Source organism: Paenibacillus sabuli, from assembly GCF_014705605.1.
GTDB classification, from domain to species: Bacteria; Bacillota; Bacilli; order Paenibacillales; family Paenibacillaceae; genus Paenibacillus_D; species Paenibacillus_D sabuli.
Genome location: NZ_JACXIZ010000026.1, coordinates 1 through 25,230, shown reverse-complemented (window position 1 = coordinate 25,230; position 25,230 = coordinate 1). Strand labels below are relative to the sequence as shown.

The 25,230-nt window shown below is 56.5% G+C and carries 22 protein-coding genes and 1 pseudogene; 10 read left to right on the top strand and 13 right to left on the bottom strand.

All coding sequences use genetic code 11. From position 1 onward, the window contains the following. The first annotated feature begins 154 nt into the window (after positions 1–154). The 7 genes from IDH44_RS15400 (at position 155) to IDH44_RS15370 (ending at position 6,609) form a co-directional block, all read left to right on the top strand. Positions 155–445 (top strand): putative quinol monooxygenase, encoded by a 291-nt coding sequence (locus IDH44_RS15400; protein WP_190919130.1) that lies wholly within the window; start codon positions 155–157, stop codon positions 443–445. Beyond that, the gene (locus IDH44_RS15395; RefSeq protein ID WP_190919129.1) at positions 435–1,352 is read left to right on the top strand and encodes a sugar phosphate isomerase/epimerase family protein; all 918 of its coding nucleotides are present in this window, start codon (positions 435–437) and stop codon (positions 1,350–1,352) included. Before IDH44_RS15400 ends, IDH44_RS15395 begins: the two co-directional genes overlap by 11 nt. A 31-nt stretch (positions 1,353–1,383) precedes the next feature. Beyond that, entirely contained in the window at positions 1,384–2,412 is a 1,029-nt protein-coding gene (locus tag IDH44_RS15390; RefSeq protein ID WP_190919127.1) for a zinc-dependent alcohol dehydrogenase, read from the top strand. A 57-nt stretch (positions 2,413–2,469) separates the two neighbouring features. Then, positions 2,470–3,417, top strand: coding sequence for a Nif3-like dinuclear metal center hexameric protein (locus IDH44_RS15385; protein ID WP_190919125.1), 948 nt, complete (start codon positions 2,470–2,472; stop codon positions 3,415–3,417). Positions 3,418–3,429: 12 nt separating this feature from the next. Further along, the gene (locus IDH44_RS15380; RefSeq protein ID WP_190919124.1) at positions 3,430–4,461 is read left to right on the top strand and encodes a tripartite tricarboxylate transporter substrate binding protein; all 1,032 of its coding nucleotides are present in this window, start codon (positions 3,430–3,432) and stop codon (positions 4,459–4,461) included. Between the two features lie 99 nt (positions 4,462–4,560). Next, a complete protein-coding gene (locus IDH44_RS15375) occupies positions 4,561–5,082 on the top strand; it encodes a tripartite tricarboxylate transporter TctB family protein (protein ID WP_190919123.1) in 522 nt (173 codons plus the stop codon). A 21-nt stretch (positions 5,083–5,103) separates the two neighbouring features. Further along, positions 5,104–6,609 (top strand): tripartite tricarboxylate transporter permease, encoded by a 1,506-nt coding sequence (locus tag IDH44_RS15370; protein ID WP_190919121.1) that lies wholly within the window; start codon positions 5,104–5,106, stop codon positions 6,607–6,609. Between the two features lie 65 nt (positions 6,610–6,674). On the opposite strand, the gene IDH44_RS15365 is transcribed toward IDH44_RS15370, so the two are convergent. Next, positions 6,675–6,869, bottom strand: a complete 195-nt coding sequence (locus IDH44_RS15365) for a hypothetical protein (RefSeq protein ID WP_190919119.1) — start codon at positions 6,867–6,869, stop codon at positions 6,675–6,677. 551 nt (positions 6,870–7,420) lie between these two features. Between IDH44_RS15365 and IDH44_RS15360 the strand changes: the two genes are divergently transcribed. Beyond that, positions 7,421–9,067, top strand: coding sequence for a stalk domain-containing protein (locus IDH44_RS15360; RefSeq protein ID WP_190919118.1), 1,647 nt, complete (start codon positions 7,421–7,423; stop codon positions 9,065–9,067). 128 nt (positions 9,068–9,195) lie between these two features. On the opposite strand, the gene IDH44_RS15355 is transcribed toward IDH44_RS15360, so the two are convergent. The 9 genes from IDH44_RS15355 to IDH44_RS15315 all read right to left on the bottom strand — a co-directional run bounded on the left by IDH44_RS15355 (position 9,196) and on the right by IDH44_RS15315 (position 19,760). Further along, positions 9,196–10,917, bottom strand: coding sequence for an ABC transporter ATP-binding protein (locus IDH44_RS15355; protein ID WP_317890194.1), 1,722 nt, complete (start codon positions 10,915–10,917; stop codon positions 9,196–9,198). 37 nt (positions 10,918–10,954) lie between these two features. Continuing rightward, on the bottom strand, positions 10,955–11,968 hold the full coding sequence (locus IDH44_RS15350) for a FecCD family ABC transporter permease (RefSeq protein ID WP_190919116.1): 1,014 nt from the start codon (positions 11,966–11,968) through the stop codon (positions 10,955–10,957). After that, positions 11,965–12,936: a FecCD family ABC transporter permease gene (locus tag IDH44_RS15345; protein WP_223869724.1), complete on the bottom strand. Its 972-nt coding sequence runs from the start codon at positions 12,934–12,936 to the stop codon at positions 11,965–11,967. Before IDH44_RS15345 ends, IDH44_RS15350 begins: the two co-directional genes overlap by 4 nt. 70 nt (positions 12,937–13,006) lie before the next feature. After that, a complete protein-coding gene (locus tag IDH44_RS15340) occupies positions 13,007–14,995 on the bottom strand; it encodes an AraC family transcriptional regulator (protein ID WP_190919113.1) in 1,989 nt (662 codons plus the stop codon). 118 nt (positions 14,996–15,113) lie between these two features. Continuing rightward, positions 15,114–16,238 (bottom strand): NAD(P)/FAD-dependent oxidoreductase, encoded by a 1,125-nt coding sequence (locus IDH44_RS15335; RefSeq protein ID WP_190919112.1) that lies wholly within the window; start codon positions 16,236–16,238, stop codon positions 15,114–15,116. Between the two features lie 22 nt (positions 16,239–16,260). Then, the gene (locus tag IDH44_RS15330) at positions 16,261–17,628 is read right to left on the bottom strand and encodes a hypothetical protein (protein ID WP_190919110.1); all 1,368 of its coding nucleotides are present in this window, start codon (positions 17,626–17,628) and stop codon (positions 16,261–16,263) included. Between the two features lie 25 nt (positions 17,629–17,653). Then, complete coding sequence (locus tag IDH44_RS15325) at positions 17,654–18,235, bottom strand: hypothetical protein (RefSeq protein ID WP_190919109.1); 582 nt, start codon at positions 18,233–18,235, stop codon at positions 17,654–17,656. 87 nt (positions 18,236–18,322) lie between these two features. Next, positions 18,323–19,123 (bottom strand): phosphotransferase family protein, encoded by an 801-nt coding sequence (locus IDH44_RS15320; RefSeq protein ID WP_190919107.1) that lies wholly within the window; start codon positions 19,121–19,123, stop codon positions 18,323–18,325. Between the two features lie 70 nt (positions 19,124–19,193). Further along, on the bottom strand, positions 19,194–19,760 hold the full coding sequence (locus tag IDH44_RS15315; protein ID WP_190919106.1) for a TetR/AcrR family transcriptional regulator: 567 nt from the start codon (positions 19,758–19,760) through the stop codon (positions 19,194–19,196). Between the two features lie 149 nt (positions 19,761–19,909). Between IDH44_RS15315 and IDH44_RS15310 the strand changes: the two genes are divergently transcribed. Together IDH44_RS15310 and IDH44_RS15305 are read left to right on the top strand one after the other, a co-directional pair. Continuing rightward, a complete protein-coding gene (locus IDH44_RS15310) occupies positions 19,910–20,821 on the top strand; it encodes a ketopantoate reductase family protein (protein ID WP_190919104.1) in 912 nt (303 codons plus the stop codon). A 293-nt stretch (positions 20,822–21,114) separates the two neighbouring features. Then, positions 21,115–21,294, top strand: a complete 180-nt coding sequence (locus IDH44_RS15305; RefSeq protein WP_190919103.1) for an SRPBCC family protein — start codon at positions 21,115–21,117, stop codon at positions 21,292–21,294. Between the two features lie 302 nt (positions 21,295–21,596). Here IDH44_RS15305 and IDH44_RS15300 read toward each other — a convergent pair whose 3' ends face one another. From IDH44_RS15300 to IDH44_RS15290, 3 genes and pseudogenes are all read right to left on the bottom strand, one after another. After that, a complete protein-coding gene (locus IDH44_RS15300) occupies positions 21,597–22,853 on the bottom strand; it encodes a hypothetical protein (protein ID WP_190919101.1) in 1,257 nt (418 codons plus the stop codon). 31 nt (positions 22,854–22,884) lie between these two features. After that, positions 22,885–24,468: an extracellular solute-binding protein gene (locus IDH44_RS15295; RefSeq protein WP_190919100.1), complete on the bottom strand. Its 1,584-nt coding sequence runs from the start codon at positions 24,466–24,468 to the stop codon at positions 22,885–22,887. A 70-nt stretch (positions 24,469–24,538) separates the two neighbouring features. Beyond that, positions 24,539–25,147: pseudogene (locus IDH44_RS15290) on the bottom strand (carbohydrate ABC transporter permease); the annotation flags it as partial. Between the last annotated feature and the right edge of the window lie 83 nt (positions 25,148–25,230).

Here is a 25,230-nt window from a genome sequence, read left to right as displayed (position 1 = left end):
TACACCTTTCCCTCAATCGATAGCCTGAGCCTATCAATCACTCGCGTAAATAGAATGAGTCAAACCATTCCGAATCCCCTATAATACTACCTAGAGTTGCTGCATTTAAATCCCTGTATTCAAATGCGGTTAAATACCTATCGTGGAGGTTCACATGTTAAAAATCGTGGCCAAACGCTATCTGAAGCCAGACACGCTCGACGAATACCTCGTCGTGGTTCGACCATTGGTCAATGCCTCGAGACAAGAACCGGGCTGTATTGAATATGCGCTCTACTTCGACCGGGACGAATACGCCGCCGTCATGATGGAGACCTGGGAGAGCGAAGCTGCGCTGGAGGAGCATCTGAAGATCATCCGCGCTGTCGGATACCCGGAAAAGCTCGAACGCTATGCCGATCCCGCCAAGCCGTCAAAGATGAAGAAGTATAACTATGTCTATTAATGGAGGGAAATCGGACCTCCCCTATCGTTTGGGCGCGATCCCTTCGGACATCTGCGGTCCGGACGGGGACTTCGAGCATGCGCTGGCGATGATGCGGGCAGACGGACTGCAAGAGGCCGATATCGAGTTCGTATGGGGCAAGAAGCCCGGCTTCCATACCGTCGCGGAAAACGAGCGCATCAAGTCCCTCCTGGCGCAATACGAGATTCGGGCCGCTGTGATCGGCGGGTTTGCCTTCCGGGATCAGTCCGCCCAGAAGATCGCGTTCGGAGACGCCGCTTACCGTCAGCATGTGGACGAGATCAAGGCGCAGATCGAGCTGGCCAACTACCTCGACTGCAAGAAGGTCCGCTGCCTGACCTTCTCCAAGCAAATGGCGATCTGGGGTTACGACGGCGCGGAGAAACGGAATGCTTATCATAACCGGACCTGGCCGAACATGCTCCGGATCTTCGAGGAACCGGTCAGACTGGCCGAGGAGAACGGCATCGAGCTGCTGATCGAGACCGGCGTCAACACCTTGCTGACCTCGGCGTATTTGACGCGTCAATTCATCGAGGACATGGGCAGCCCGCATCTGAAAGTTTTATGGGACCCGGCCAATACGTTGTTCAATCACGAAACGCCGTTCCCGGATGCGTACGGGGAACTGAAGGATATCATTGGTCATATTCATATCAAGGACGGCACGGTGGACACCCGCAGGAGCGTCATCACCTCGACCCCCGTCGGCGAAGGCACGATGGCCCATTACATGGACGATATCGCTGCCGCCCTGCGCCAGGACGGCTACGACGGTGTCGTTTCCCTGGAAAACTTCTATATTCCGCCCGGCGGCACGCTTGAAGAGGGGTATCGCGCCTGCGTCGGCGGCTTCAAACGTATCTTCGGCCATCCGTCAATCTGACGATCAGCTAAACGAAGGAGGCACTTTCCCCATGAATACAGCCGTCATTGTCGAAAAACATCAGGTCGCCATCCAGGAGACCGCCATCCCCGAGCTGAAGGACGACGAGGTGCTGATCAAGGTTCTGTACGCCGGCCTTTGCGGTTCGGATGTTCATCTTTTTCACGATGCGCATCCTTTTCGCAAGCCGCCGATGATCCCCGGCCATGAGCTGGCCGGCGAGATCGCGGCCGTCGGCCCCGCCGTCCGGCACCACCGCGTCGGCGATCGGGTTGTGGTCAACCATGCCATTCCTTGCGGGGAATGCCGGTACTGCAAGGCCGGTCAGGTCAACATTTGCCCGACCAAGATCGTAGCGGGAAGCGCCAACATGATGGGCTTTTTCGCCGAGTATGTCAACGTACCGGAGCGCACGCTCTACACGGTTGCCCTCGGCATCTCCATGCAGCACGCAGCGATTGCCGAGCCGCTCTCCATCGGCTTTCATATCATGAGGCGGCTGGCGCATCTGGATCGCGACGAGCCGATCGCCATTGTCGGGACCGGCACCATCGGACTGGTCGCCCTGATCGCCGCCAAGAGCCTCGGGTATACCACGGTATACGGGCTGGACACCATGGATTATAATTTGGACATTGCGAGGCAGCTCGGCGCTACCGCCACCTTCAATCCGCTTCGCGAGCAAGCGACCGAGGCCGTGCTGCAGGCCACTGGCGGCCTGGGCACAGGCGGCACGATCATCACCGCCATGGGCGGAAGTATCCTGACCGATGCGTTTGCCCTGAGCAGCCTGCAGGCTACCCTCGTCATGTTGCCGATGACTGCGCAGCCGATGGAGGCCAACTTCTTCCGACTGGTATCCGGCGAGCAGTCGCTGATCGGCTGCCGCGGCATCGTTGAGCAGGATTTTGCCGACGCCGTCGGCTTGATCAACAGCGGCTATGATTTCGGCCCGCTCATCACCCACATCTTGCCGCTGAGCGAGAGCCAGCGCGCCTTCGAGCTGATGGTGAACCGAATGGAGCCCGTCATCAAAATTTTGATTGCGCCACCGCTCTAATTCCGAGTAACATGGTAGACATAGAATAATAAAGCAATGGAATGGAGGGATAGGAGCATGACCACATGCCAAGCCGTCATCGAAGCGCTCGATTCTTTTATGCCCTTCGACTGCGTCGCCAGGAAGGACAATTCCGGACTGCTCGTCGGAGAGCCGAGCGCCTCGGTCGACAATGTCCTCTTCGCCGTCGATCTGACCGAGGCCGTCATCGAAGAAGCCATTCGCCGACAGTGCCAGATGATCGTCACCCATCATCCGATCATGGGCAAGGGCATCCGTCAGGTCACCCCGGGCAGCTATGAAGGGCGCGCCGTCATGACCCTGATCCGGCACGGCATCGCCTTCGTCGTATGTCACAACAATCTGGACTTCCTTCCCGGCGGGACTGCGGATACGCTCATGAAGGCGGTCGGCGCGCCCGTATCCCGCCCGCTGTATGACGGCTACGGCTTCCTGGCGACGACGCCGGAGGAGTCCCACGCCCTGTCGATCCCTGTACCGGACAAGCCCGGACTGCCGCCGGGGACGCTCGCGATGTTCGGGACGGTCGGCGAGTTGGCCGAGCCGTGCACCCTGGCCGAGCTGCTCCGGCGGCTGCACGGCGTCGTGACTGGCCCGGTCAATGTAGTCGGTACGGATGACCGCCGAATTCGCAGCGTCGCCGTGCAGGTCGGTGCAGGCGGACGAGCCGACATCGACCAGGCCCGCAGTCGCGGCGCCGATCTGCTCATTACCGGCGATGTCCGCCACGACGATCGGTTGTACGCCTCCGAGGCTGGACTGGCGCTGCTCGATTTTTGTCACTACGAGGTCGAGCTGCCGGGCATCGTCAGTCTGGCCGGCAAGCTCCAATCGGCGCTCGACCAGGCCCGTCTCGCGGTCCGGATCATGCTGTCGGAGGCCCCGGCGCCCGTCCGACATCTGCGCATGCCGGATCGATTGGATCCGACCCGATTCGCGCTTCGCACCCCAATTCGACAACCTGTAACCAATCTACATGAGTGAGGATGAACAACAATGCGTAAACGAAATGCCAACCTTATACGACTGATCGCCATCGCGTTAATCGCCCTGTCGCTGAGCGGCTGCACCTTGTCCGGCAAGGGCGGCGACTACCCGTCGAGCACGATTACCGGCGTCGTCCCATGGGGGGCGGGCGGCGGCACCGATCTCGTCTCGCGGACGGTCGTCAGCGGCGCGCAGGAAGCCCTGGGGAAAAATATCGTCATGATGAATAAAACCGGCGCCTCCGGCACGATCGGTCAGCAGTACGTATACGACCAGAAGGCCGACGGCTATACGCTGCTATTCAATACCGGCGACGGCTCGCTGTACCCGGTGCTCGGCCTGTCCGAGCTGACGTACAAGGAATTCACGCCGATCTATATCTTCGCCCGGATCGCAGGCGTCGTCGTGGTGAGCAAGGATTCCCCGTACGACTCCATCGACGACCTGCTTGAGGACGCCAAGGCGAACCCCGATACGATCAAAATGGGCGTCAGCGGCGTCGGCGGGCTGCCGTGGGTGGCCTCGATCATGTTGAACAATCTGTTCGATACCCGCTTCAGCCAGATCACCTTCGACGGCGACGGGCCGCTGATTACCGCGCTGCTCGGCGATCAGATTGACGTCACCGTATTGTCCGCCGGATCGGCGATGCAGTATCTGCAGCAGGGCGACTTCAAAGGTCTGGCCGTCATCTCCAACGAGCCGATTGATGCCATTAGCGACGTACCGGCGCTGGGCGCGGTCAAGCCTGAGGCCCAGTCCATGCTCGAGACAACCGGCCCGTGGTTCGGCGTATTCGTCAAAAAAGAAACGCCCGAGGATGTTGTAGCCAAGCTGACGGAAGCCTTTAAAACCGGATACGAGAATGAAGAATTCCAGACCTTCCTGCAGACCAACGGCTATACCCCCCTCGGCCTGACCGGGGAGGCGGCCTGGAACCACATCAATGCCTGGCAGTCGCAGCAGGCATGGCTGATCCACGATGCCGGCAAGTCGCAAGCGTCGCCGGAAGAATTCGACATTCCAAGACCTGCACAATAAGCGCGCGCAAGGCGAAACGGACCACTTACAAAAAGACTCGACATGGAAAAGGGCCTCTCGCGGGCCCGCTCTATGTTTGGTATCGGGGAGGATGGTTCCATGACGGATATTCCGTCGCGGCCGATCGAACAATTACCCGCAGGCGAGCTTGAGCAGGAGCCGCAGCGCTCGCCTGCCCAGGCGCCGGGTGAATATCTGTTGGTCGGACTGCTGCTGCTCATCGTCGGCGCTCTGTTCCTGGAAGCGCTCAAGCTGCCCGGCATTTATCAGGGCTATGCCAACGATGCCGGCACGCTGCCTCAGGCCGTCACCTCGCTCCTCCTGCTGCTGCTCGGCATGCAGGCGATCGGGCTGATCCGCAGACGCGCCGCGCTGGGCAGCCTTAAGGAGGCGGCCGGCTACCTGTTCTCCAAAGATATCCTCGTCCTGATCCTCGGCGTCACGTCCTATGCCGTTCTGGTCGAGCTGCTGCACTTCGAGATCACGACGTTTTTGTTTTTGTGGGGCTGCATGATGTTCCTGGATTGGCGCAGACCCTGGCTGAAGCTGTTAGTCTCGCTTGGCAGCGTCATCGGGCTGATTCTGGTGTTCTACACCCTCTTCCATGTTGTATTGCCATAATTTCACGAGGTGGAGATTGCGATGTCAGGCTTTGAAGGTTTTCTCATTCCACTCTTAAATATCGAGCTGCTGGCGCTGGTCGGTGCCGGCGTATTCGTCGGCATCTACATCGGCGCCATCCCGGGTCTGTCGGTGACGATGGCCTTCTCCCTGCTGCTCTCGTTCACTTATACATGGGACGTCTATGCCGCCCTGGCGGCCATGGTCGGCATCTTTACCGGAGGGGTCTACGGGAGCAGCCGCACCGCGATTCTCTTGAACATACCGGGTAGTCCCGCCGCGATGGCTACAGCCATCGACGGCTACCCGCTGGCCAAGCTTGGCCTGGCCGGCATCGTGATGGGCCTGAGCACCGTCGTTTCGGTCATTGGGGAATTTTTCGGCATCGGGGTCATGGTCGCGGCTTCGCCGATCGTCTCCGCGCTGGCCATTCATTTCTCGCCGTACGATTATTTCCTGCTCGCCATGATGGCGCTGCTCCTCGTCGGCAGCCTGACGGAGGGGGCGCTGGGCAAGGCGCTGATCACGGCGTCGCTGGGCATCGTGATCGGCATGATCGGCATGGACCCCTTCACCTCTCAGCCCCGACTGACCTTCGGCAGCCCTACGATGCTGGGCGGCATCAGCTTCATCGTCGTCATGATCGGGCTATTCGGTCTGTCGGAGGCCCTGATGCAGCTCAAAAATCGGGCCCAGCCGGTCAAGCAAAAGGTAGATAAAATCATTCCGAGCTGGAAGCTGGTCAAAAAATACCTGCCGCTCACCTTGCGCAGCTCCGCGACAGGCACGCTGCTGGGCGCATTGCCGGGCACCGGCGCCGAGGTCGCTTCCCTGATGGCGTACGACCAGGCCAAGCGGACCGTGAAGAAGCCAAGCCGTCCCTTCGGCAAAGGCGCCTACGAAGGCGTCGTGGCCGCCGAATCGGCCAACAACGCTTCGATCGGCGGCGCCTTCATCCCGACGCTGACGCTCGGCATCCCCGGCGACTCGGGGACCGCGCTGTTCCTCGGAGCCTTGTACATTCACGGCCTCCGGCCGGGGCCGATGCTGATGACCGGGCAGCCCGAGTTTTTCTGGATCATTGTCGCTTGCCTGCTGCTCTCCAACGTATTTCTGCTGATTTTCGGCTTGACCGGCATTCGAATTTTCAGCAAGATCATTGAAATTCCCAAGCCGTTTCTGATCCCCATCATCATCACGCTGTCGATCATCGGCAGCTACGCGATCAACAACAGCATCGGCGATATCTACTGGATGATCTTGTTCGGCATCGTCGGCTATTTCCTGAAGCTGTACCGCTATCCGCTCGCTCCGCTCGTGCTGGGCATTATCCTGACGCCCCTCATCGAGAATAATCTGCGCCGCGGCATGGAGATCTCGCAGGGCAGCGTCGGCGGCTTCATCGGCAATATCCTCAACAGTCCGATCTCGCTCGTGCTGTTGCTGGCAATCCTCCTCATGCTGAGCGCCAAGACAGCCTGGTTCCGTCGACTCGTCGGCGCCTTGAGACCACGGCGCAACGGCTAGCGCCATCCTTTAGCTTGAAACAAGCCCGGTGCTTCCTGGACCGGGCTTCACTCCCGCGACAAACTTTAAATGATAATGTACAGGTCGAACGTATCGTCGACAGGCCGAACCACAATTTTGATCGCATACCAGACGCCTGGCGAATAAGTATGAAAGGTCGTGTTGGTCGTCCCGTCGTACGTATAGAACGCCCCATCCGAGCCAAAGGCAACCGTGACCGCGCTGTTGTTCGAGCCGTCTCTGACATGGAGACCGCTCACCCTGTCCGTCTGAGGCGCCATCGCTTTGAATGTAACGCTCGTTTCCCCCGGCGCAAGTTTCGTTCCGAGAATAGTAAGGTCGTGCGTACGAGCGACCGGGCCGGACAAGCGCTTCTATTCTCGGACATGACCGTGAAGGTCCTCTGGACGTCGCTGACTTGCTCCCCGCGGCGTGTCATCGGACCCTACCGCGATCATGGGAAATACCGCATTACAAAATCATCTCCCCCTCATCCACCGACGGTGGGTCGCCATCATCCCCGTGTACCAGTTGACAATGACGCGCTGCCGGACCCGCAGGCACCTCCACATCACCTACCAAAACCGGTCGGCAAAATTAGTGGTTGTCTCTCGCATATGCCTCCTGTCTTCCCGATATCGCTCAGAGCGGACTAATCCAAGCGATTGACCAAGTGTGGCATTAGCTGCCTGCTTCACGGCCTGTCCATAGAAGTCAATCTGTTTTTTACACGCTCCATGTGCGTCAGGATCCGATTACGCAGGCTTGCCGGATGGACCTCCTCCAGCAGCGCTCCGAAGGAGTGTGAAGAATGAAAAAAACAGCTGCCTTGACGCTATCCTTCCTGCTAGTACTGACGATGGTGCCGATGCTGGCGCTGGCCGAATTCAAGCCCGTTGCGATTACCATTGACGGCGAGCGCGTCCGTTTTCCTGATGCGCAGCCGTATGCGGACGGCGAGACAGTCATGCTGCCGATCCGGTTTGTCGCCGAGCATCTGTCCGTGGCGATCCGCTGGAACGGGGCCGCCCGGGAAGTGGAGCTGGCTCATCATGACCAAGTCCACGTTTTGCGGCTTCAAGACGATACCGTCGCTTGGGTCGGCAGCCCGAATACGTATGCCGCTGCAATGAAAAAAGGGCGCGTCTATGTGCCGCACAGCGCCATTTCAGACTTATTCGGCTATGAAGCCGATTACGATCCCGCAGCGGGCACAGTCGCCTTCGTCACTACCGCAGCCCCCAGTCCACAGCAAGTCCAGCTGTGGGCCGACGAAGTGATTCAAGCCTTCCTCGCAGGTCAATTCGACGCGGTATACGATCGATTCGACGCCGCCCTGGCGGACGCGGTCAGCCGGGAAGCGCTCCAAACGGGCTGGGAAGCGGTCTCGCCTACTCTTGGCGAATTCGAAGCGACCACGGTCCTGCAGCAGGCCGAGGTCGACGGCTTGCATGTAGCCGCCGGGCGCGCAGCCTTCTCGGAGCAGCAGCTCAAGTTCCAAATGGCCTTCCATGCGGATGGACGCCTCGCCAGCATTTCGTTCAGCCCGCTGTACGACCAACCGGCAGCAGAAGCGCCGACGGGCGTGCAGGAAGAACCCGTCGCGCTCGGGGAGGATACGGATTATCCGCTGGAAGGCACGCTGACCCTGCCGGCAGACGCGAGCGGCGCGGTGCCGGCCGTAATACTGGTTCATGGCTCCGGCCCGAGCGACCGTGACGGGACCGTCTTTGCCTACACGCCGTATCGCGACATCGCTTGGTCGCTGGCCGAGCAAGGCATCGCCGTCCTGCGCTACGACAAGCGTACGTATGCGTATGGTCAGCAGCTCGCCCAGTCGGATATGCGGACCTTCACCGTCGCCGAGGAGACCGTGGAGGATGCGGTGCAGGCCTCGGACTGGCTCAAGCAGGACGCGCGCATCGACGCGGCCGGCGGCGACTTTGCCGGCCTGATCCTGTTCGCGGGCACGCCGCGCACGCTGTGGGAGGTCATGTACGATCAGAATGTGGATGCGATTGCGGCCATGGACATCGATGAGGACACGCGGGCGGCTTACCTCGAGGCGGCGCGCGGCGAATACGAACGGGCCAGCCATTTGCAGGAGCTGACGGATGAAGAAGCGCAGCAGTCGACGATTTTTGGACTTCCGGCCTACTATATCAAGGAGATGGACCGCTATGACGCCGCGGCCATTGCAGCCGAGCTGCACAAGCCGATCCTCATCCTGCAGGGCGAGACGGACTTCCAGGTCAAAGCCGATGTCGATTATGTCCTGTGGCAGGAGCGGCTGGCAGGGGTGGAAGACGTCACCTTTGCCCGCTATCCGGGGCTGAACCATTTCTTCATCGCCTCCGAGGGAGACGCGATCGGGACGACTGCCGAATACCAGATTCCGGGTCATGTCGACGAGGGCGTGCTTCAGGATATTGCCGCGTGGATCGGGGAAGCTGACTAGAGGACGCTTGGTATTTCTCCTGGCTCGAACAACGGCGGCACAGGAATGTGCACTCATTCCTAATGTCGCCGTTGTTCGCATCCTATTCACTATACAAATTTACTTTACGCCAGCGCCTCATCCCGAGCTCAGGACACCAGCACCTTGCCGTGCAAGCGGCGGTAGAGGCCACCTCGCTCCAGCAGTTGCTCATGCGTTCCCTGCTCGGCAATGCCTTGATTCGCAATCACCAGTATGCGATCGGCATCCCGAACCGTAGCCAGGCGATGGGCGATCACCAGCGTCGTGCGTCCGTGAGCCAGCTCCGCCAGCGCCTGCTGAATCGAGGCCTCCGTCTCGGTATCCAGCGCCGACGTCGCTTCGTCCAAAATTAGGATCGGCGGATTCTTCAGGAAGATGCGCGCGATGGACAGCCGTTGCTTCTGCCCGCCCGAGAGCTTCACGCCCCGTTCTCCAATCATCGTATCCAGACCGCGGGGCATGGCGCGAATCACATCAGCCAGTTGGGCCCGCTCGGCCGCGTGCCACACTTCGGTCTCGCTCGCCCCCAATCTGGCATATTCAATATTGTCCCTCACCGTCCCGTCGAACAGGAACACATCCTGCTGGACAATTCCGATCTGGCCGCGCAGGCTGCGCAGCGTCAGCTCGCGAATATCTGTCCCGTCGATGAGGATCTGGCCCTCGTCCACATCGTAGAACCGAGGCAACAAGCTGCAGATCGTCGTCTTGCCGCCACCGGACGGGCCGACCAGCGCCACTGATTCTCCTGCGCGAATGGTCAGATTTAGATGCTCCACGATACGCTGGTCCGGCTCATAGCCGAAGCCGACATTGCGGAATTCAATCTCTCCCTGCAGTGCCGGCGAATCGGACGCATCCCCGCGCTCCTTCACATCCGACTCCGTTTGCAGTAATTCTTCGTAGCGCTTGAACCCGGCCAGGCCTTTGGGAATCGTCTCGATCATGGCATTGATGGTGCGGATCGGTCCCAGGAACACATTGGACAACAACACGAACGCCACGAAATCGCCGTAGCTCATGCTGTCCTCGAGGACGAACCAGGCCCCGCACACGATGACAAACAAAGAGACGAACTTGAGCATGATGAAACTGATCGAGGAGTGCCACGCCATCACTTTGTACGTGATTAATTTGGTCAGACGGAACTGCTCATTACTTTCCTTGAACTTCTCAATTTCAAATGGCTCGTTGGCGAACGCCTGCACGACGCGCATCCCGCTCACATTATTTTCAACCCGGGCGTTATAATTGCCAATATCCTCAAACATCTTGCGAAACGCACGATTCATCTTTCTTGAAAAGTAGAGAGAGACACCAATCATAAACGGCACAATGACGAAGGTAAGCACTGCGAGCTGCCAGTTAATCCCAAGCATAATCCCGAGCGCGCCCAACAGCGTCATCACGGCGATAAACAAGTCCTCCGGCGCATGGTGCGCCACCTCTCCCATATCCATCACATCATTGGTCATACGCGAGACCAGATGCCCGGTCTTGTTGTTGTCAAAAAAACGGAACGACAGGCGCTGGACTCGCTCGAACAGACGTCGTCGCATCTCGGTCTCGATGTTAATCCCCAGCTTGTGCCCGTGATACGTCACCACAAAATGAAAGACCGAGCTAAGCATGTACACAGCCAGTAGAATAAATCCCGCCATCACGATCGGCTGCCAGCGTCCGGCCGGCAGCAAGTCGTCGATGATGATATTCAGCGCAAGCGGAAAAACAAGCTCCAGCAACGCCACCATAATTGCGCTGCCGAAGTCCAGCAGAAATAAACCTCGGTACGGCTTGTAATAGGATGCAAAACGCAGCAATGTCTTCACGAGTACCTCTCCTTGGATGTGTTTGTCGATCGACGCATCAGTTAGACCTGGCCAGCAAATACAAGAAATAAGGCGTACTAAGCAGCGTAATCACGATTCCTGTCGGCATATCTGTGCCAAAACTGATCGTGCGCGTAATCGTGTCGGCCGCCAGCACTAGAATGGCGCCCGCCAGACATGTGCACGGGAGCAGCAGCTTGTGATTGTGCCCGGTCAGCCGGCGTGCCAGATGCGGCGCAATCAGGCCCACAAAGAAAAAATTGCCGCCAAGCGCTACGCTGCCCGAAGACAAAGCAACAGCGGCCAACGACAGTCCCAAAAACTCGGGCTTCATGGCAAGACCGAGTCCCTTGGCGGTCTGGGCACCCAGAAGAATGGCGTTGAGCACACGCGACTTGTAGAAAATATACGTGCATAAAATGATCGTCCATGGCGCCAGAATGGCCAAATACCGCCAATCGTCGCCCCACAGGTCGCCTGCGCTCCAACGCAGCATGAAGTCCATCTGCCGCTCATCCAGCCGCAGCGTGAGCAGCAGCGTAACCGCGCTGTATCCGGTCGCGAGTGCGACGCCGTTCAGGATCAGCCCGGTGGGCGAGAGGTCCCGACCGGAGCGAATCGACAGCAAATAGATGATCGCTGCGGCAGTCAGACCGCCCACAAAGGAAAGCACCGGCAGCAGAACGGCAGACGACAAGCCGTAAGTCGAGAAAAATGTGACAAATAACAACACAAACAACCCCGAGCCCGAGCTGATGCCCAGCGTACCCGGGCTGGCCATGTCATTGCGCAGCAGGGTCTGCATGATACAGCCAGCGGCGCCCATCCCGACGCCAACCAATAGCGACAGCACGATGCGCGGCAGTCTGAAGGTAAAGATAATCAGGTTCTGCTTGTCCGTCCCTTGCCCCAGCAGGACGTGCCACACCTCCTGCGGGGATACGTTCATCTTGCCTGAATGAATACTGATGACGGCGATGACGAGAATCAGCAGCCCCATGCCCGCGAGGATCACGGTTCCCCGGCTGATGGCGCTCATGCGCTGCTTCATTCGAATTCCCTCCTCTGCTGGCGCACGAGATAGAGGAAATAGGGAACCCCGATCACGGCAAAGATAACGCCAATCGGGGTCTCGAACGGCCTGTTGATCAGTCGAGCGACCAGATCAGCCGATACCGCGAGCAACGCGCCGTACAATGCGGATGCGGGGATAACGCGTCGATAATCGACGCCGATCAGGTAGCGGACGATATGCGGCGTGATCAGACCTACGAATCCGACCGGCCCTACCACGATCACGGACAGACCGGTCAGCACCAGCACCACAACGGTGGATAGCCCGCGGATGAGACGCGGATTGGTCCCCAGTCCGGAGGCGACCTGTTCGCCGAGACTCATCACCGCGACAGATGGCGACAGGGCCAGCGCCGCCGACAAGCCAATCGCAAAGAAAGGGGCGATAATGGCCAGTTCCTCCCACCTGGCTCCAGCCGTCCCCCCTGCAGTCCAGTAGGCCATCGATTGGCCCAGCCGGAAGCGGATCGACAGATATTGGGAGAAGGCGCCAAACAGCATGGAGATGGATATACCCGCCAGCACCAGGCGTTGCGGCGTCATGCCGCGTCTGCCGAGCGACGCGATAAAATAGGTTAATCCCGTCGCCACTCCCGCTCCTGCGCAGGCCGCCAGCATCGTCGTCAGATAAGTGCGCTCCGGAAGGAACGCCAAGCAGAACGCAATAGAGAAGGCCGCTCCGGAACTGATGCCCATCAATCCGGAGTCAGCCAGCGCATTGCGCGTCGTGCCCTGCATAATCGCGCCGCATACGGCCAGACTGCTGCCTACCACGAGATCCGCCACCGTGCGCGGCAAGCGAAACGTCCAGATCAACTGATGCTCGGTAACTGCAGTGTCAAAGCGAAACAGCGCGTGCCAGACTGTAGACAAACTCATGCTGGCTGCCCCCAGCGCAATGGAGAGGGCCGAGGCAAGCGCCAGCAGTCCGCAGCCCGCGATCATATATAGAGCAAAAACCGAATTCGACTCCGCTCGAGCCTTAAGCCGGGAGGCGTTCATCTCAGCCTCCATTTTACTGATCCAACGCGTTGATGGCCTCGACCATATAATCGAGCTGAGCGGTCAGGCTCACCACGTCATCGTAGTAAAACAGCCCCAGATACTCGCCCGGAATTTCCACTACCCGGTTGTTCTGAACTGCGGGAATGCTCTGCCAGACTTCGGTCTTCTGATACTCCGACGCTTCGCCGACTTTGCTGAACCAGATGATATAATCGCCGAAGTATTCATGCGCCACCTCGTAGCTGATCGTACCGCGCCCTTTACCGGTCTCCTCAATCAACGCTGTCAGCTTCGGGGGAATGGTCAAGCCCAGATGCTGATACAGCAGCGTGCCGCCGCGCGATCCCGTCTCGTAGCCGATGCCGCTCCAATCGCCGGAAGGCCCCCAATCCTCGACGATACTGAAGGTCTTGCCTTTGAATGCCTCTTCGTTGAATTTCGTCTTCGCTTCGGCAAGCTTGCTCTCAAAGGCGGCTAACGCCTGCTCGTATTGCGCGCCGCGCCCGGTCGCTTCGCCCAGGAACTTCATCCGCTCAAGCGAGGACAACTCGTTTGTGACGACGATAACCGGCGCAATGCTCTTGAACGCATCGAAATCGTCTGGCGCATACGTAATGATCAGATCCGGGTCCAGGGCCATCACATCCTCCGGCTCCCAGTTCTCAATACGCTGGGACGCCATCATTTGATCGTAGAAGGGCATCGTCTCCTGCGCCCATCCGTTATATCCTACGACGTTCAGATCGAGCGAGAGCACATCGCCCGTGTACCAGTTGACAATGACGCGCTGCGGGTCCGCAGGCACCTCCACATCGCCCATGACCGTCTGGACCGTCCTGCTTGCCGCCATCTGCCCGGTCTCCTTCCCGTTGGCTTCCGCCGCATTCTGCGACTGTACCGGCGCGGCATTTGCGGACGAGTTCGTCCCGCTATCCGTCGTCGTTGCCCCGCATGCCGACAGGAGCATCATGATGCTCAGCGCCAACGCCGCGATTGTCGTCCTGCTGCTTTTTGATCTTCCTTGCATAGCAAATTCCCCTTTATCATTAAAAGATGGAACTGGTCCGGCCAATTCTTTACCATCGTATAATCGATGAGAATAATTATCAATATCATTTTTGGTAAAGCCAGCTATCATTTTTTTGCGATAATCGCTCGGGGTCATCCGCATCTGCTTTTTGAACATCCGAATCAGATTCAACTCGTCCGCATATCCGCTGCCAAGCGCAATCTCCTGGACGGTAGCGCCGGTCTCTCGCAGCAGCCGCATCGCCGCCGTCAGTCGCAACGCATTCAAATATTCCTGCGGACTCTTGCGTTCTCGCATCTTGAACTGCTTGCCAAGCAAGCTACGGCTGATCGGCAATTGCTCTGCCAGCTGCTGCAGAGAGATCGGCTCGGCGTAGTGCTCTTGCAAATAACGCTTGATCCATTCCACATAATCCGGCGTCATCCAGCGTACGCCGCCCTGCTCCAATTCCTCGTGCAGATCGGTTATCATTCGGTACAGCGCAGACTTGGCGTGCAGCCGGCTCAGCTCGCTCCCCCGCGTCCAGTGCCGATGCATACGCTGCATCGTCGACAAGAAGAACAAGGGACTGCGAGGCGCCAATCCGTATACTTGTACGAACGGGCTCCAGCCATCCTCGTATCGACCGCGCTGCCGCTTATCCAGAGGCAGATCAGCCTTATACAACAGCATATAGCAATCCACACAAGCCTCGATCGGCCGCAGGTCGAGTTCCGTACTCTTCCCGCCGTGGAACAGGCCGAATCGCTCCGGCTGATAGCTGGTGCCGTTCAGCCGGACATCGACGGCTCCACCACTCGTATAGATGAACATGCTCGCGGGCATGCGATACCGAAGCAGCGGCTCTTCCCGGTGCAGCACCATATGCCGGACATCCTGGATCGAGATAACCGAACTGGTCCACAGCCGAATCGCCTGCTGAATCATTTCACTGGTATAACAGCCTGCGCGATACCCTCCATCTGACACAGCCCCTACCCCCCTGATACGATCTACGTCCTCGTATCGTAATACAGATGAGAACAATAATCAATATCAAAATAGATGCCATCGCACCCCATACCAGAACCGGTCGGCCTAATTATTTTCACACCAAATCAATCACCTGCCCCAGGCTGTAGTCGGAAAGAGAGACGGTCGCTCGTCCCAGCGCCAGCCGGGCCAGCTGACTGCCGAGGAACGGGCCGACCGTCAAGCCGGAAGAGCCGAGTCCGTTGGCCGCATACAGCCCGCTCCAGCCCGGGACAGCGCCGGCCACCGGGAGGAAGCCGGGGGTGAACGGACGAAGCCCGACCCGCATCTCCGCAAAGGCCGCGCCCGTCAGACCGGGGGCCACCTGCAGCCCCTTGTGCAGCAGCTCCTGCATGCCTCCCGCGGTCGGCCTCGTATCGTAGCCCTCGACCTCATTCTCATGCGTCGCGCCGATCACGATCCGCCCGTGTGCGAAAGCCAGCAGATACTGGTCGGTCGGCGGCATGATGACCGGCCAGCGTCCGGTATCCGGCGCATCCTCCAGCTGCAGATGCATGATCTGCGCCTTCTGATAGCCGACCTGCAAGCCGATGCCGAGCGGCATCAGCAGCTCCCGCGCCCATGCGCCAGCGCAGACGAGCGTCGCGTCGGCCGCGATCGGCCGGCCATCTGCGTCAGCGCCGACGACGCGCTTGCCCCGGACGCGCAGCGCCGCCGAGCCGTACACGAGCTCCGCGCCGTGCCGCACGGCGGAGCGGATGAGCGCATCGCGCAGAGCACGTCCGTCCACGCGGGCAGCGCCTCCGATGCGCACGGCCTGGTAGCCCTCGGCCAGCAGCGGGAACTGCTCGCGTACCGCGCGCGCGTCCAGCCGCGTCAGCTCGCCCATCTCCGGCGCGTCCGCGCTTCTCAGCTCGGCCCGCTCCTGCAGGCGGTCCAGCGCCGGTGATTCGGCACGAAGGCTCAGCGCACCCACCTGGGCATAGCCGGTGTCGGCCTCCCCCTCCTGCCGAAGCTGCGCGATCAGCTCCGGGTAGTAGCGCGCTCCGGCCTTGGCCAGGCGATACCACACCTGGTTGCGCCGCTGCGACACCCAGGGGCAGATGATGCCCGCAGCCGCGGCGGTGGCCTGTCCGCGGTCCGCGCGGTCGATCAGCGTGACCTTCGCCCCTTGCCTGGCCAGCTCGTACGCGGTCGCAGCGCCGAGGATCCCTCCTCCGATGACGTTGAATGCGCCCATGCCCGACCTCCTTTCTATTTTCCTATTCTACCTTGGACAGCTCATCCAAAAATGCAGGCTTTCGGCTATACGCCGCTTGCAGTTGAAGGACGATCTCGGCTTGACTCGCTTGACCGAAAATCTTTTGATAGCGACTGATCATCTTGCACACACCGCGATAGCCCTTGCGATCGGAAGCAGACTCGGCAGTGCGATGGATGGCATCGCCATACATACGCGCCATCTCCTCGGGATAGCGCTCGGATAACCGGGCCGCATACGTTTCTACGGCAGAGGGCGTCGCTCGCACATAGGCCATCATCTCTTCCAGATCGTTTTTATCGGCGATCAGCTGCAAATAAACCGCTCGCGCCTGCCAATTATCCCGCTGCTTGAGCCCAGCGACAACCTCGCGGTACAATTCCTCTTTCCCGCCCTCGGTTATCGACACCAGCTCCTGATAATACGCATAATCGCCTCCCAGCAACAGCTCCCAGGCGAGCTGCCGCTGTTCCTTTTTCAGAGCAAGCTTGCGGTAAGCCTCGTACCTGGCCTTTTTCCATTGAGTGACCAGACCGGGCAGTTGCTGATCCTGCCGCTCTCCGTCAAGCGCCAATTCGATCGCGCCGCGGGCGTCCCCGCTGTCGATGCAGGCTTCGATCGCATGTTGTCTGAAGAAGCTGTAGTGTAGATGCTCCTTCACGAAACGCTCCGCATCCGCAGACGATCCGTACTCACGGATCAGCTGAAATAACAGCTTGAGCAGCGCCTCGGCCGTATACTTCCCATACGGGTCATTCGCATGAGCCGCGATATGTCGCTTAATCGCTGTCTTCAGTCGGTCCCGCAGCTCCTCCGCTCGCACCAGCCCGGTGCAAATCTCGAGCAATTCGATCCGGTAATCCTCCCAGCCGTCAAAAATGTCGCGCTCGCTAAACGCGAGCAAGCGTTCAAAAATCCGCGAAGAGGCGACTGGGTCATTCACACTGCCGCTGGCGAGATCGCGGATACGCGCCAACGCGCCCTCCACCACCATGCCGACATTTCCGTCGGAATCATCCGCATACTGAAAGGCCTCGACCCCTTCTTGCAGTACCAGGATCGTCACTTCCAGCGCCAGCCCGTGATCCTTAGCGTCCTTCATTTCGTCCAGCATTTCGAGCAATTCCATACTGAAGCTGTAGGTCTCCCTGTAAGGAATGAATCCCTCGCGTCCCGTATACTTGCGCACAATCGCCTTCATTCGCCGCTTGCACGCCTGGACATGCCCGGCGGGATCAACCTGGGTATATTTCATCAGAAGCGTGTTTTTGAACGATTCATCCAACTCCGTCGCTTGCAAAAGCAATTGAACCAGCTCTTCCCTGGACAAGCCGTTCAGTATGTTGGGTAGATCAAGCTTCCGCGTCATTTGGGCTCCTCCCCAATCGTTTATTTTATGATGAAACATTTAAACTTTTAACAAACTCGTCCTCATCTACCCATTTAAGCTCGGTATAGGAGCCAATCAAGGAATCTTGAATTCCCCAGCAATGACAATTCGGTTTTTTGACAATCGTCTCAAGACGCGTTTGAAAGCTATTGAATCGATCGGGTGATTTTTCCTTGTTCAGCAATCGAATTATTTTTTCAAAGGTATCGGTAAAGAAATCCCCCATATTTTCAAAAATATCTCCTTCGTCATGAATGTATGCGGAGGCTGTCTCACAAAAGAAAATCATGATCTCCAATGGCCAGGTCGTGCCCTTACCAAGTCGGTTAATCTCCGTAAAAGTCTTCTTCACGATTGCAGGTCGCAGCTTGGGGTACCCTCTGGTGGGGTTGAATTCCTTATCAATCTGAGCCTTGGCCTCGGCCACCCATTCCAGCAAGCCGGCCTCGCCTTCAAGCCGAAACAAAACATAGGCTCGGGTATCCTTGCTTATCCGAACGGACTCCGCCACCAGTTCAACAAGCTCCTCCTTTGAGAAGTCATTCAGCTTTTTCTTAATTTCCAGCACATTCAATTTTCCAGCCATTCATGTTTCAACTCCATTAAAATCAAGATCAAGATTTGCAAAAAAGAAAATAATCCGCCTAGGTTAGCGCCAAGGGAACGGGTTACATCAGAAGAATGCATAGAGTCCATCTTCAAAATACTCGTACTCTTCATCGGTAATGATCTTTTTTCCATAACCATCGAAGAAGGCACGGTGGTCTTTACTTGATTGGAAAACATTTGGCTTTGGTCTTATAGCTAAAGATACATCATAACGAGGGTCTCCATGAGCTCCGCCGCTCCAATCAATGATTCCTGATATTCTACCTTCATGGACCAAGAAATTATCTATAGTACAATCACCATGAATCAGCGTCTGCTCAAAAACAGCAGGCTTTTTACTGATTAATTTTTCAAGTAATGCCGCTGTACCATCAACCTTGTAGTGCCCTAAATTATACTCAGCCTGACTGAGCATAATATCGATCCATTTTCCACCATTTTTTAGTTCATCAGGACAAGGGATTGAATGGAGTTCTCGTAGACTTTTTCCAAAATCGAAAAGAATATTATACCTTGTGGCTGAATCGTTCTCATTAGTCAGGATTTGACGTATCGTTTCCCCTTGTAAGTATTCCATAAGCAACCAAGACTGAATACCTTCATTTTCATCTTCGTGCTGAATGAATTGAAGTACGTCAGGAACTCGGATGGGTGTTTGAGACAAACACTCCAAAATGAATGATTCTCTTCTCAGACATCCTGAATATTGATTCCCCTTAGTTCTCTTTAAAACGGCAAGTCCTTTCGCAGAATCTATTATACCAACATCAGAGGTATGCCCCTGTCGCGGGAAATTGATATTGCTTATCGCACCTAACTCCTTAATTATCTCATGTGGAATATCTTTTTGAGAAATCGGAACCAACCTATTACCTCCCCATGCGCTATGCATTCCTTTTACAAGAGTAGTGAAACGTCTTGTTCGTCCTCTACGTTTAATCCTTACCTTTAATCAAAATATGATACGGTTTTATCCCGTCTGCAAATAGGCTATCGATCAGCTTAACCAATTCTTCCGACGATAAATCTTTGCCGTTCTTGATCCAAAGGCGAAACAACGAGAGTAAGGTCGAGATGTAAAACTCAATCAGGTACGGCGCCAAGCTGTCATTGATCGGAAGATTCACAATCAAGCGTTCAAAGGGAATTTCTCTTTTCAGGCGTTCCACAAAACGAACAGCCCCATAGTCGCCCAAGAGGGCCTTCAAAACTGAAATTTCTTCTGCATTTTCCAAGCATTGAAGCGCATTCTGAAACGTATGCGTAGAAAGCTCCCGGCTTGCCATTTCCTCGTGAATGGATTTCAAAACTTGCTCTTCCACGTAGTCCAACAACGCATAGATATCTGTAAAGTATTGATAAAATGTACTGCGATTATATCCGGACTTGCCCGCAATCTCTTGAATCGATATTTTTTCAATTGGTTTTTGGCTATATAAATCACAGAATACATTTATGAAGGTTTGTCTGGTTTTGTCCGTTATTTCAGGCTGCTTGTTCATGGGGGGCCTCCCTTTCCGGTTCGATCGATGATCCGACAGATCTCAAAAATCTGATGGTTGATGACCGTATCGTGAATTCATACAATATAATTATACAACACGTTGTTTGATTATCAACAAGAATTATGAACGATTGTGGGGAGGCCAACATGAAAATTTTATTCTTCGGTAGAGGTGTAATATCGACCCAATATGCGTGGGCTTTCGAGCAGGCCGGGCATACCGTGGAGTTTTACGTTAGGAAGGGAAGAAAAGAAACCTTCGGAAGCCATATAGAGCTGGATATGTGGGATGCACGAAGCGGAAAAAAGCGCATTACCGAGAGCTGGAACGTCACCCTGCATGAGGAGATTCTCCCACAGTATGATCTCATTATTGTGAGCGTCAACACGGAACAGCTTCCGGCAGCCGCACAATTCCTGTCAACTGCTGCAGGAAATACCCCGATCCTCGTATTCAATAACATTTGGCAGGATCTCAAATCGGCGATTGCCCCCTTGTCGATGAACCAGGTGGTTTTTGGCTTCCCCGGAGCAGGAGGCGGCATCGCGAACAACACGCTTAGAGGCGGATTTTTGAAAATGGTCTTTCTGGAAAATCCGCGAGCCGGTACGGAACAGATGAACCACAAAGTCAAAGCCCTGTTCGAAAGCGCCCATTTTAAAATCAATTGGAGCAAGGATATGCAAAGCTGGCTATGGAATCACTTTGCCATGAATGCGGCGATGGAGGCCGAGGTGTTACAACGGGGAAGTTTTGCGGCGCTTATGAATCACACGGACTCATTTGCCAATGTGGGGCGCAGTATGAGAGAAATGATGCCTGTTCTGAAAGCAAGGGGCGCAAAGATGGACGCGATAACGCTACTGCTGACGAAGATCCCGCCGGCACTGCTTGGCCCGCTTTTTACCAAGGTTATTTTTGCAAAGGGCAGCTTGGCGCGACTTTTCATGGAATATAACAATAGTAAGGCAGGCTTTGCGGTGCTTGAGGTTGTAAGAGAAGCCAAAAAGGCCGGCATCCCTGTACCGCGTCTGACGATGGCACTGGGAAATACCTAGTAGGAGCCGTGCTTCGTGTAATCGAAGCGCGGCTCCTTCTCCCCTCAGCCTCTACAAAGATCGATTCAATCCAAGAATGCGATCATAACCATCAATAGGTGCAGCATGACCGCTGGTAAATACGTGAATGTTCGGTCATCTGGGTCGTATAAGACGGCCATGTCATTGCGATGGGCGAAGTGTTCGTCCAGTACGATCGACTTGGTCATATACGTACCGGCAAAGTCGGTGATCTCCACCCATTCATCGCCGCTTGAGACAAGCAATTTTTAGGTCTGCCGGAACGCGGCCATGTGACGCTCGAGACCGCTCATTTCGTCGAACCTCCCGGCGGCCGAACGCTTGTCAAGATGGAATCCGTCTTCCGCTCGGTTGCCGACCGCGACGGCATGCTGCAGTCCGGTATGGAGGGCGGCATGAACGAAGGTTTTGCTCGCCTGAGCGAGTTGCTGAAAAAAATGCAAGACAAGTGAGCCGCGTAAGCGGCCCTTTCCAGCAGTCTTTTCCCATTGGCTCATTGATCAGACAGTACTTTACATGACACCAGGAAAGACATCGTCGAGACGACCCGGCAATGTCTTTTCTTCTTTAAGTTGGCCTTCCCTAGGCGCCGACAGACGTCCATTTCTGGAATAATTCGCCCTCTGCGCGGGAGGTCAATTTGATATTTCAGGCTTATCACGCCTTACAGCTTATTGGCCCGCTACCCTTCCCGCCTCAAACGCAGATATCGCGTCCCGCCAATCTTGGTAGGCACCGGTCAGCTGAGCTTCCGTCATCGCGCTGTATCCGAGGCGGATCGGGTTGCTTGCTGCATAAACGGTGAAATACCCGGCGCCCCAGATCGGATCGATGTCATCCACTTCATCGAACACGGTCTCGCCGTCGACTTCCATCCACAGGCGGACGCCGGTCGCTGCATTTTCCGCTCCGAACCGGACGCGATGCTTTTCACCGCTATGATATGCGTGTTTGCCAGCGTGCCCCAGCGCGGCGTAAAGCCGGCAAGCCCGCCGATCAGCATCTCGCGAACGCCGTCCACCCATTTTTGCACTTCCCATACATCCCGTTTCAATAAAAACACATAGCTGGTTTCGCCGTTCCCGATCGTCGTGTTCGGAAGCTGCGAGCGGATCGCAAACCCCGGCCAGTCGTTGCCCGCATTCGTGTATGTATACGTCCAATCAAAAGCGAATGTCTCGTCGAGCCAGGTCTCCTCCGTATACTTTATGCCGCGGCCTTGCATCTCTGCGTAATCCGCCCCTGCGTTCACAGACCCGTTCAGCCAACCGTCCGAATCTTGCAGCATCTCCATCACGGTGGAAATGTCCTGTCGCGCACCGCCCAATTCATCGGCGATGGCGCCGTCAGCCGTCTCCAACACGGCCTTCGAGCCCGGCGCATACCGGCCCGGCAACCCGCCTTCCTCTGCGGCAGCGAGCAGCGTCCCGGTGTGATCGATCAACATGTCGAGATAGTCATCGCCCAGTTCGTACCGTAGTTCCTCAAACAATCCGACCGCCTCATCAAGAGCCTGATAAGCCAGCGCGACGTCCTGCTGACTACTTCCACTATCGGCATACGCGGTTTCCGCAGCGGCAACCGCAGCAAGCAAAACGGCTTTTTCGCCCGACGGCACCATACCGAGCAGCAAGCCTTCCTCCGTCTCGTCATGCCGTTGTTCCACCGCCGCAATCAACGCGCCCAACATGTCTCTGTCCACGCTCGGCTTCTGTTGGTTCGCAAACCAGAGCTGGTGGGCGATCAACCCGGACAGCGCTTCATACACCTCTACCGCATCGGAAGCGCTTTGACTCAACGCCTCCGCCTCCGCAATGCCCGCCAAAAACGGCGCCTGCGAGCCTGGGGCGTACTCCCCCGGCGTGTCGCCCTCGACAGCCTGATTATGCAAGGCGTAAGCCGCAGCGATAGCAGCCTGCAGATCGGCCAACTGTGCTTCATTTTGCTCGACGGCTCTGACTTCATCCACATAATAGACGTCGCCTGCCCCGATGCCCTCCACCTCGACCATGATATTCGCCGGGGTCGTCAGCGCTCCCTCTTCATAAAGGAGCGCTGTCGTAGGTCATGTCCGCATGGGCAACATGAACCGCCGGGAATAGGGGCAGCAGTTGGAAAAGCAGCAGTCCAGCCACTAGAGAAGCAATCTCCCTTTCGTCTTCGGTAACCAGCACCGCAGGGGCCGGCTTGACGACGATATCCTTATACATATCTTCAACGGCTGCATTTTTTTCATAATATCCTTCGGCTACCAGTTGACGGGATTTGCTCAAAGACAAAAATCCGGCATCGTAGCGCAAGCCGTAATCTCTGCGCAGCGTAATTCCCAGCGGCTGCTCCAGACTGGACAAATAGACCGGCTGTCCGTCCACCACTTCATAGGTGACGCCTTCCACGCCAAGCTCCAGCAGCTCGCTTCCTTCGTCGCTGTACAAGTAATCCAGATATTGCACGGCAACTTCCGGATTTTTGATTTTGCTCGACAACGCCACATTGTTTTTGTTCCCCTGAACGTAATCGCTGGCAAAGGTAAACGCGCGTTTCTCCGGCGCTTTCAACTCCGGAATCGGCTGCATATCAAAGGCCGTCGCCTCGTCCAGATTGTTGGCCATCTCCATAAAGATGACGTATCGGGATTTGGCGTCATACGTGAAAAACGATTTGTTGGTCAAGATGCGTTCTTCCCACAGATTTGAGTTCATCAAGGCAAATTCCTGGTCGAGCAGTTCTTCCTTGTATAGCTTGTGGAGATAATGCAGCATATCGGTAAATTCCGGATGCTCCGCGGCAAATTCATAACGCTCGGAAAACGGATTGTAGCCGATCACGCAGCCTACCTCCGTGAACGCGCGCGTGAAAATATTAAAGATGCCGGCGTTGTGATCCATTTCAATGGTCCGTGTCGTAAACGGATAGGCTTCCGGATGTTTTTCCTTAAGCGCTCTCATTACGTCATACAATTCGTCGGTATTGGTCGGCACGCTTAATCCGTATTCATCCAGCAAGTCTTGCCGGCCAATCAAGGCGAAGCTGAACCAATTTTCAGTGCCCAAAAAAGGCAAGGCGTAGATGCCGCCGTCCGGCGTCGTGGACACAACCGCCATGTCCGGATATTCCTCATACCACCGGCTAATATTCGGCATCAAGCCTTGTTCCATATACGGACGCAGATCCAGAAAGACGCCGTCCGTTCCATATTGCCTGCCCTCCGCAGCGGTCAGACCGCTGACGATGTCGGGTACGGAATGGGTCGCGACCAGAATCTGCTTTTTCTCCAAAAACCCGGCCTGCGGCACCGGTTCGAACTTCACGCTCACCCCGGTACGTTTCGCAAGCTCCGTGGCGCTCAACCAATCGTTTTTGACCGCGGCATCCGCGCGTTCTTCGATCAGGTACGAGTACGTGATCGGCGTATCCGTCAGCGGCAAGGTCAGCCCGCCTCCTCCGGCAGGCGCCTCCTGCTGTCCGTTTCCGCTCGCCGCTGCGCCATTGCCTTTGTTGTCGGACACAGGCGGCGCATCAGGCGTTTGCGGCGCGTTGTCGTTGCCCGAGCAGCCTGCCGCGATCAGCATGGCGCTCAGAAGCAACAGCGTGGATTTCCCCCATCGTTTGGTTGCATTTTGCATATTGTGTTCTCCTCCGTTCGTTTCATTTTAACGTATTTTCGGTCGGTGTCAGCCGTATTTTCATGCGGTGTCAGCCCTTCACGCTGCCGATCATCGCGCCTTGCACAAAATATTTCTGAATAAAGGGATACGTAAACAGGATCGGCAGCGTCGCGAACATAATCGTGGCGTATTTGACCGTCTCCATGATAATCATTTCTTCCCCGTCCCGCACTTCTGTCTGGGCGGCGGCCGAGTTGGCGATGACGATGTTGCGCAAATGGATTTGCAGCGGGAACATGTCACGGTCGTTCAAATAAATCAATGCGTCAAAAAACGAGTTCCACTGACCGACCGCAATAAACAAGCCAATCGTCGCCATCACGGGCATGGACAACGGCAAAACGATGCGCAGCAAGATCCCCAAATAATTGCTGCCGTCTATTTTCGCGGCGTCTTCCAGCTCCTCGGGCAAGCCCTCGAAAAACGTTTTCATAATGAAGAAATAAAAGGTGGTCACGAGCGTTGGAATGACCATGGCCCAGGTTGTGTTGATCAATCCCGTTTGCTGCACGACCAGGAAGGTCGGGATGAGCCCGCCGTTGAAAATCAACGTGAAGGCGATGAGCATCAGAAAAAAACGCCGGCCGATAATTCTTTGCTTGGATAACGGGTACGCCAGCAGCGAGGTCACTAGTACACAGTAGCACAATTATAGGATCACATTTTAATTAGAACTGGGCAAGTCTTCCAACATGCGATAGAATAAAGACAATTTATAGA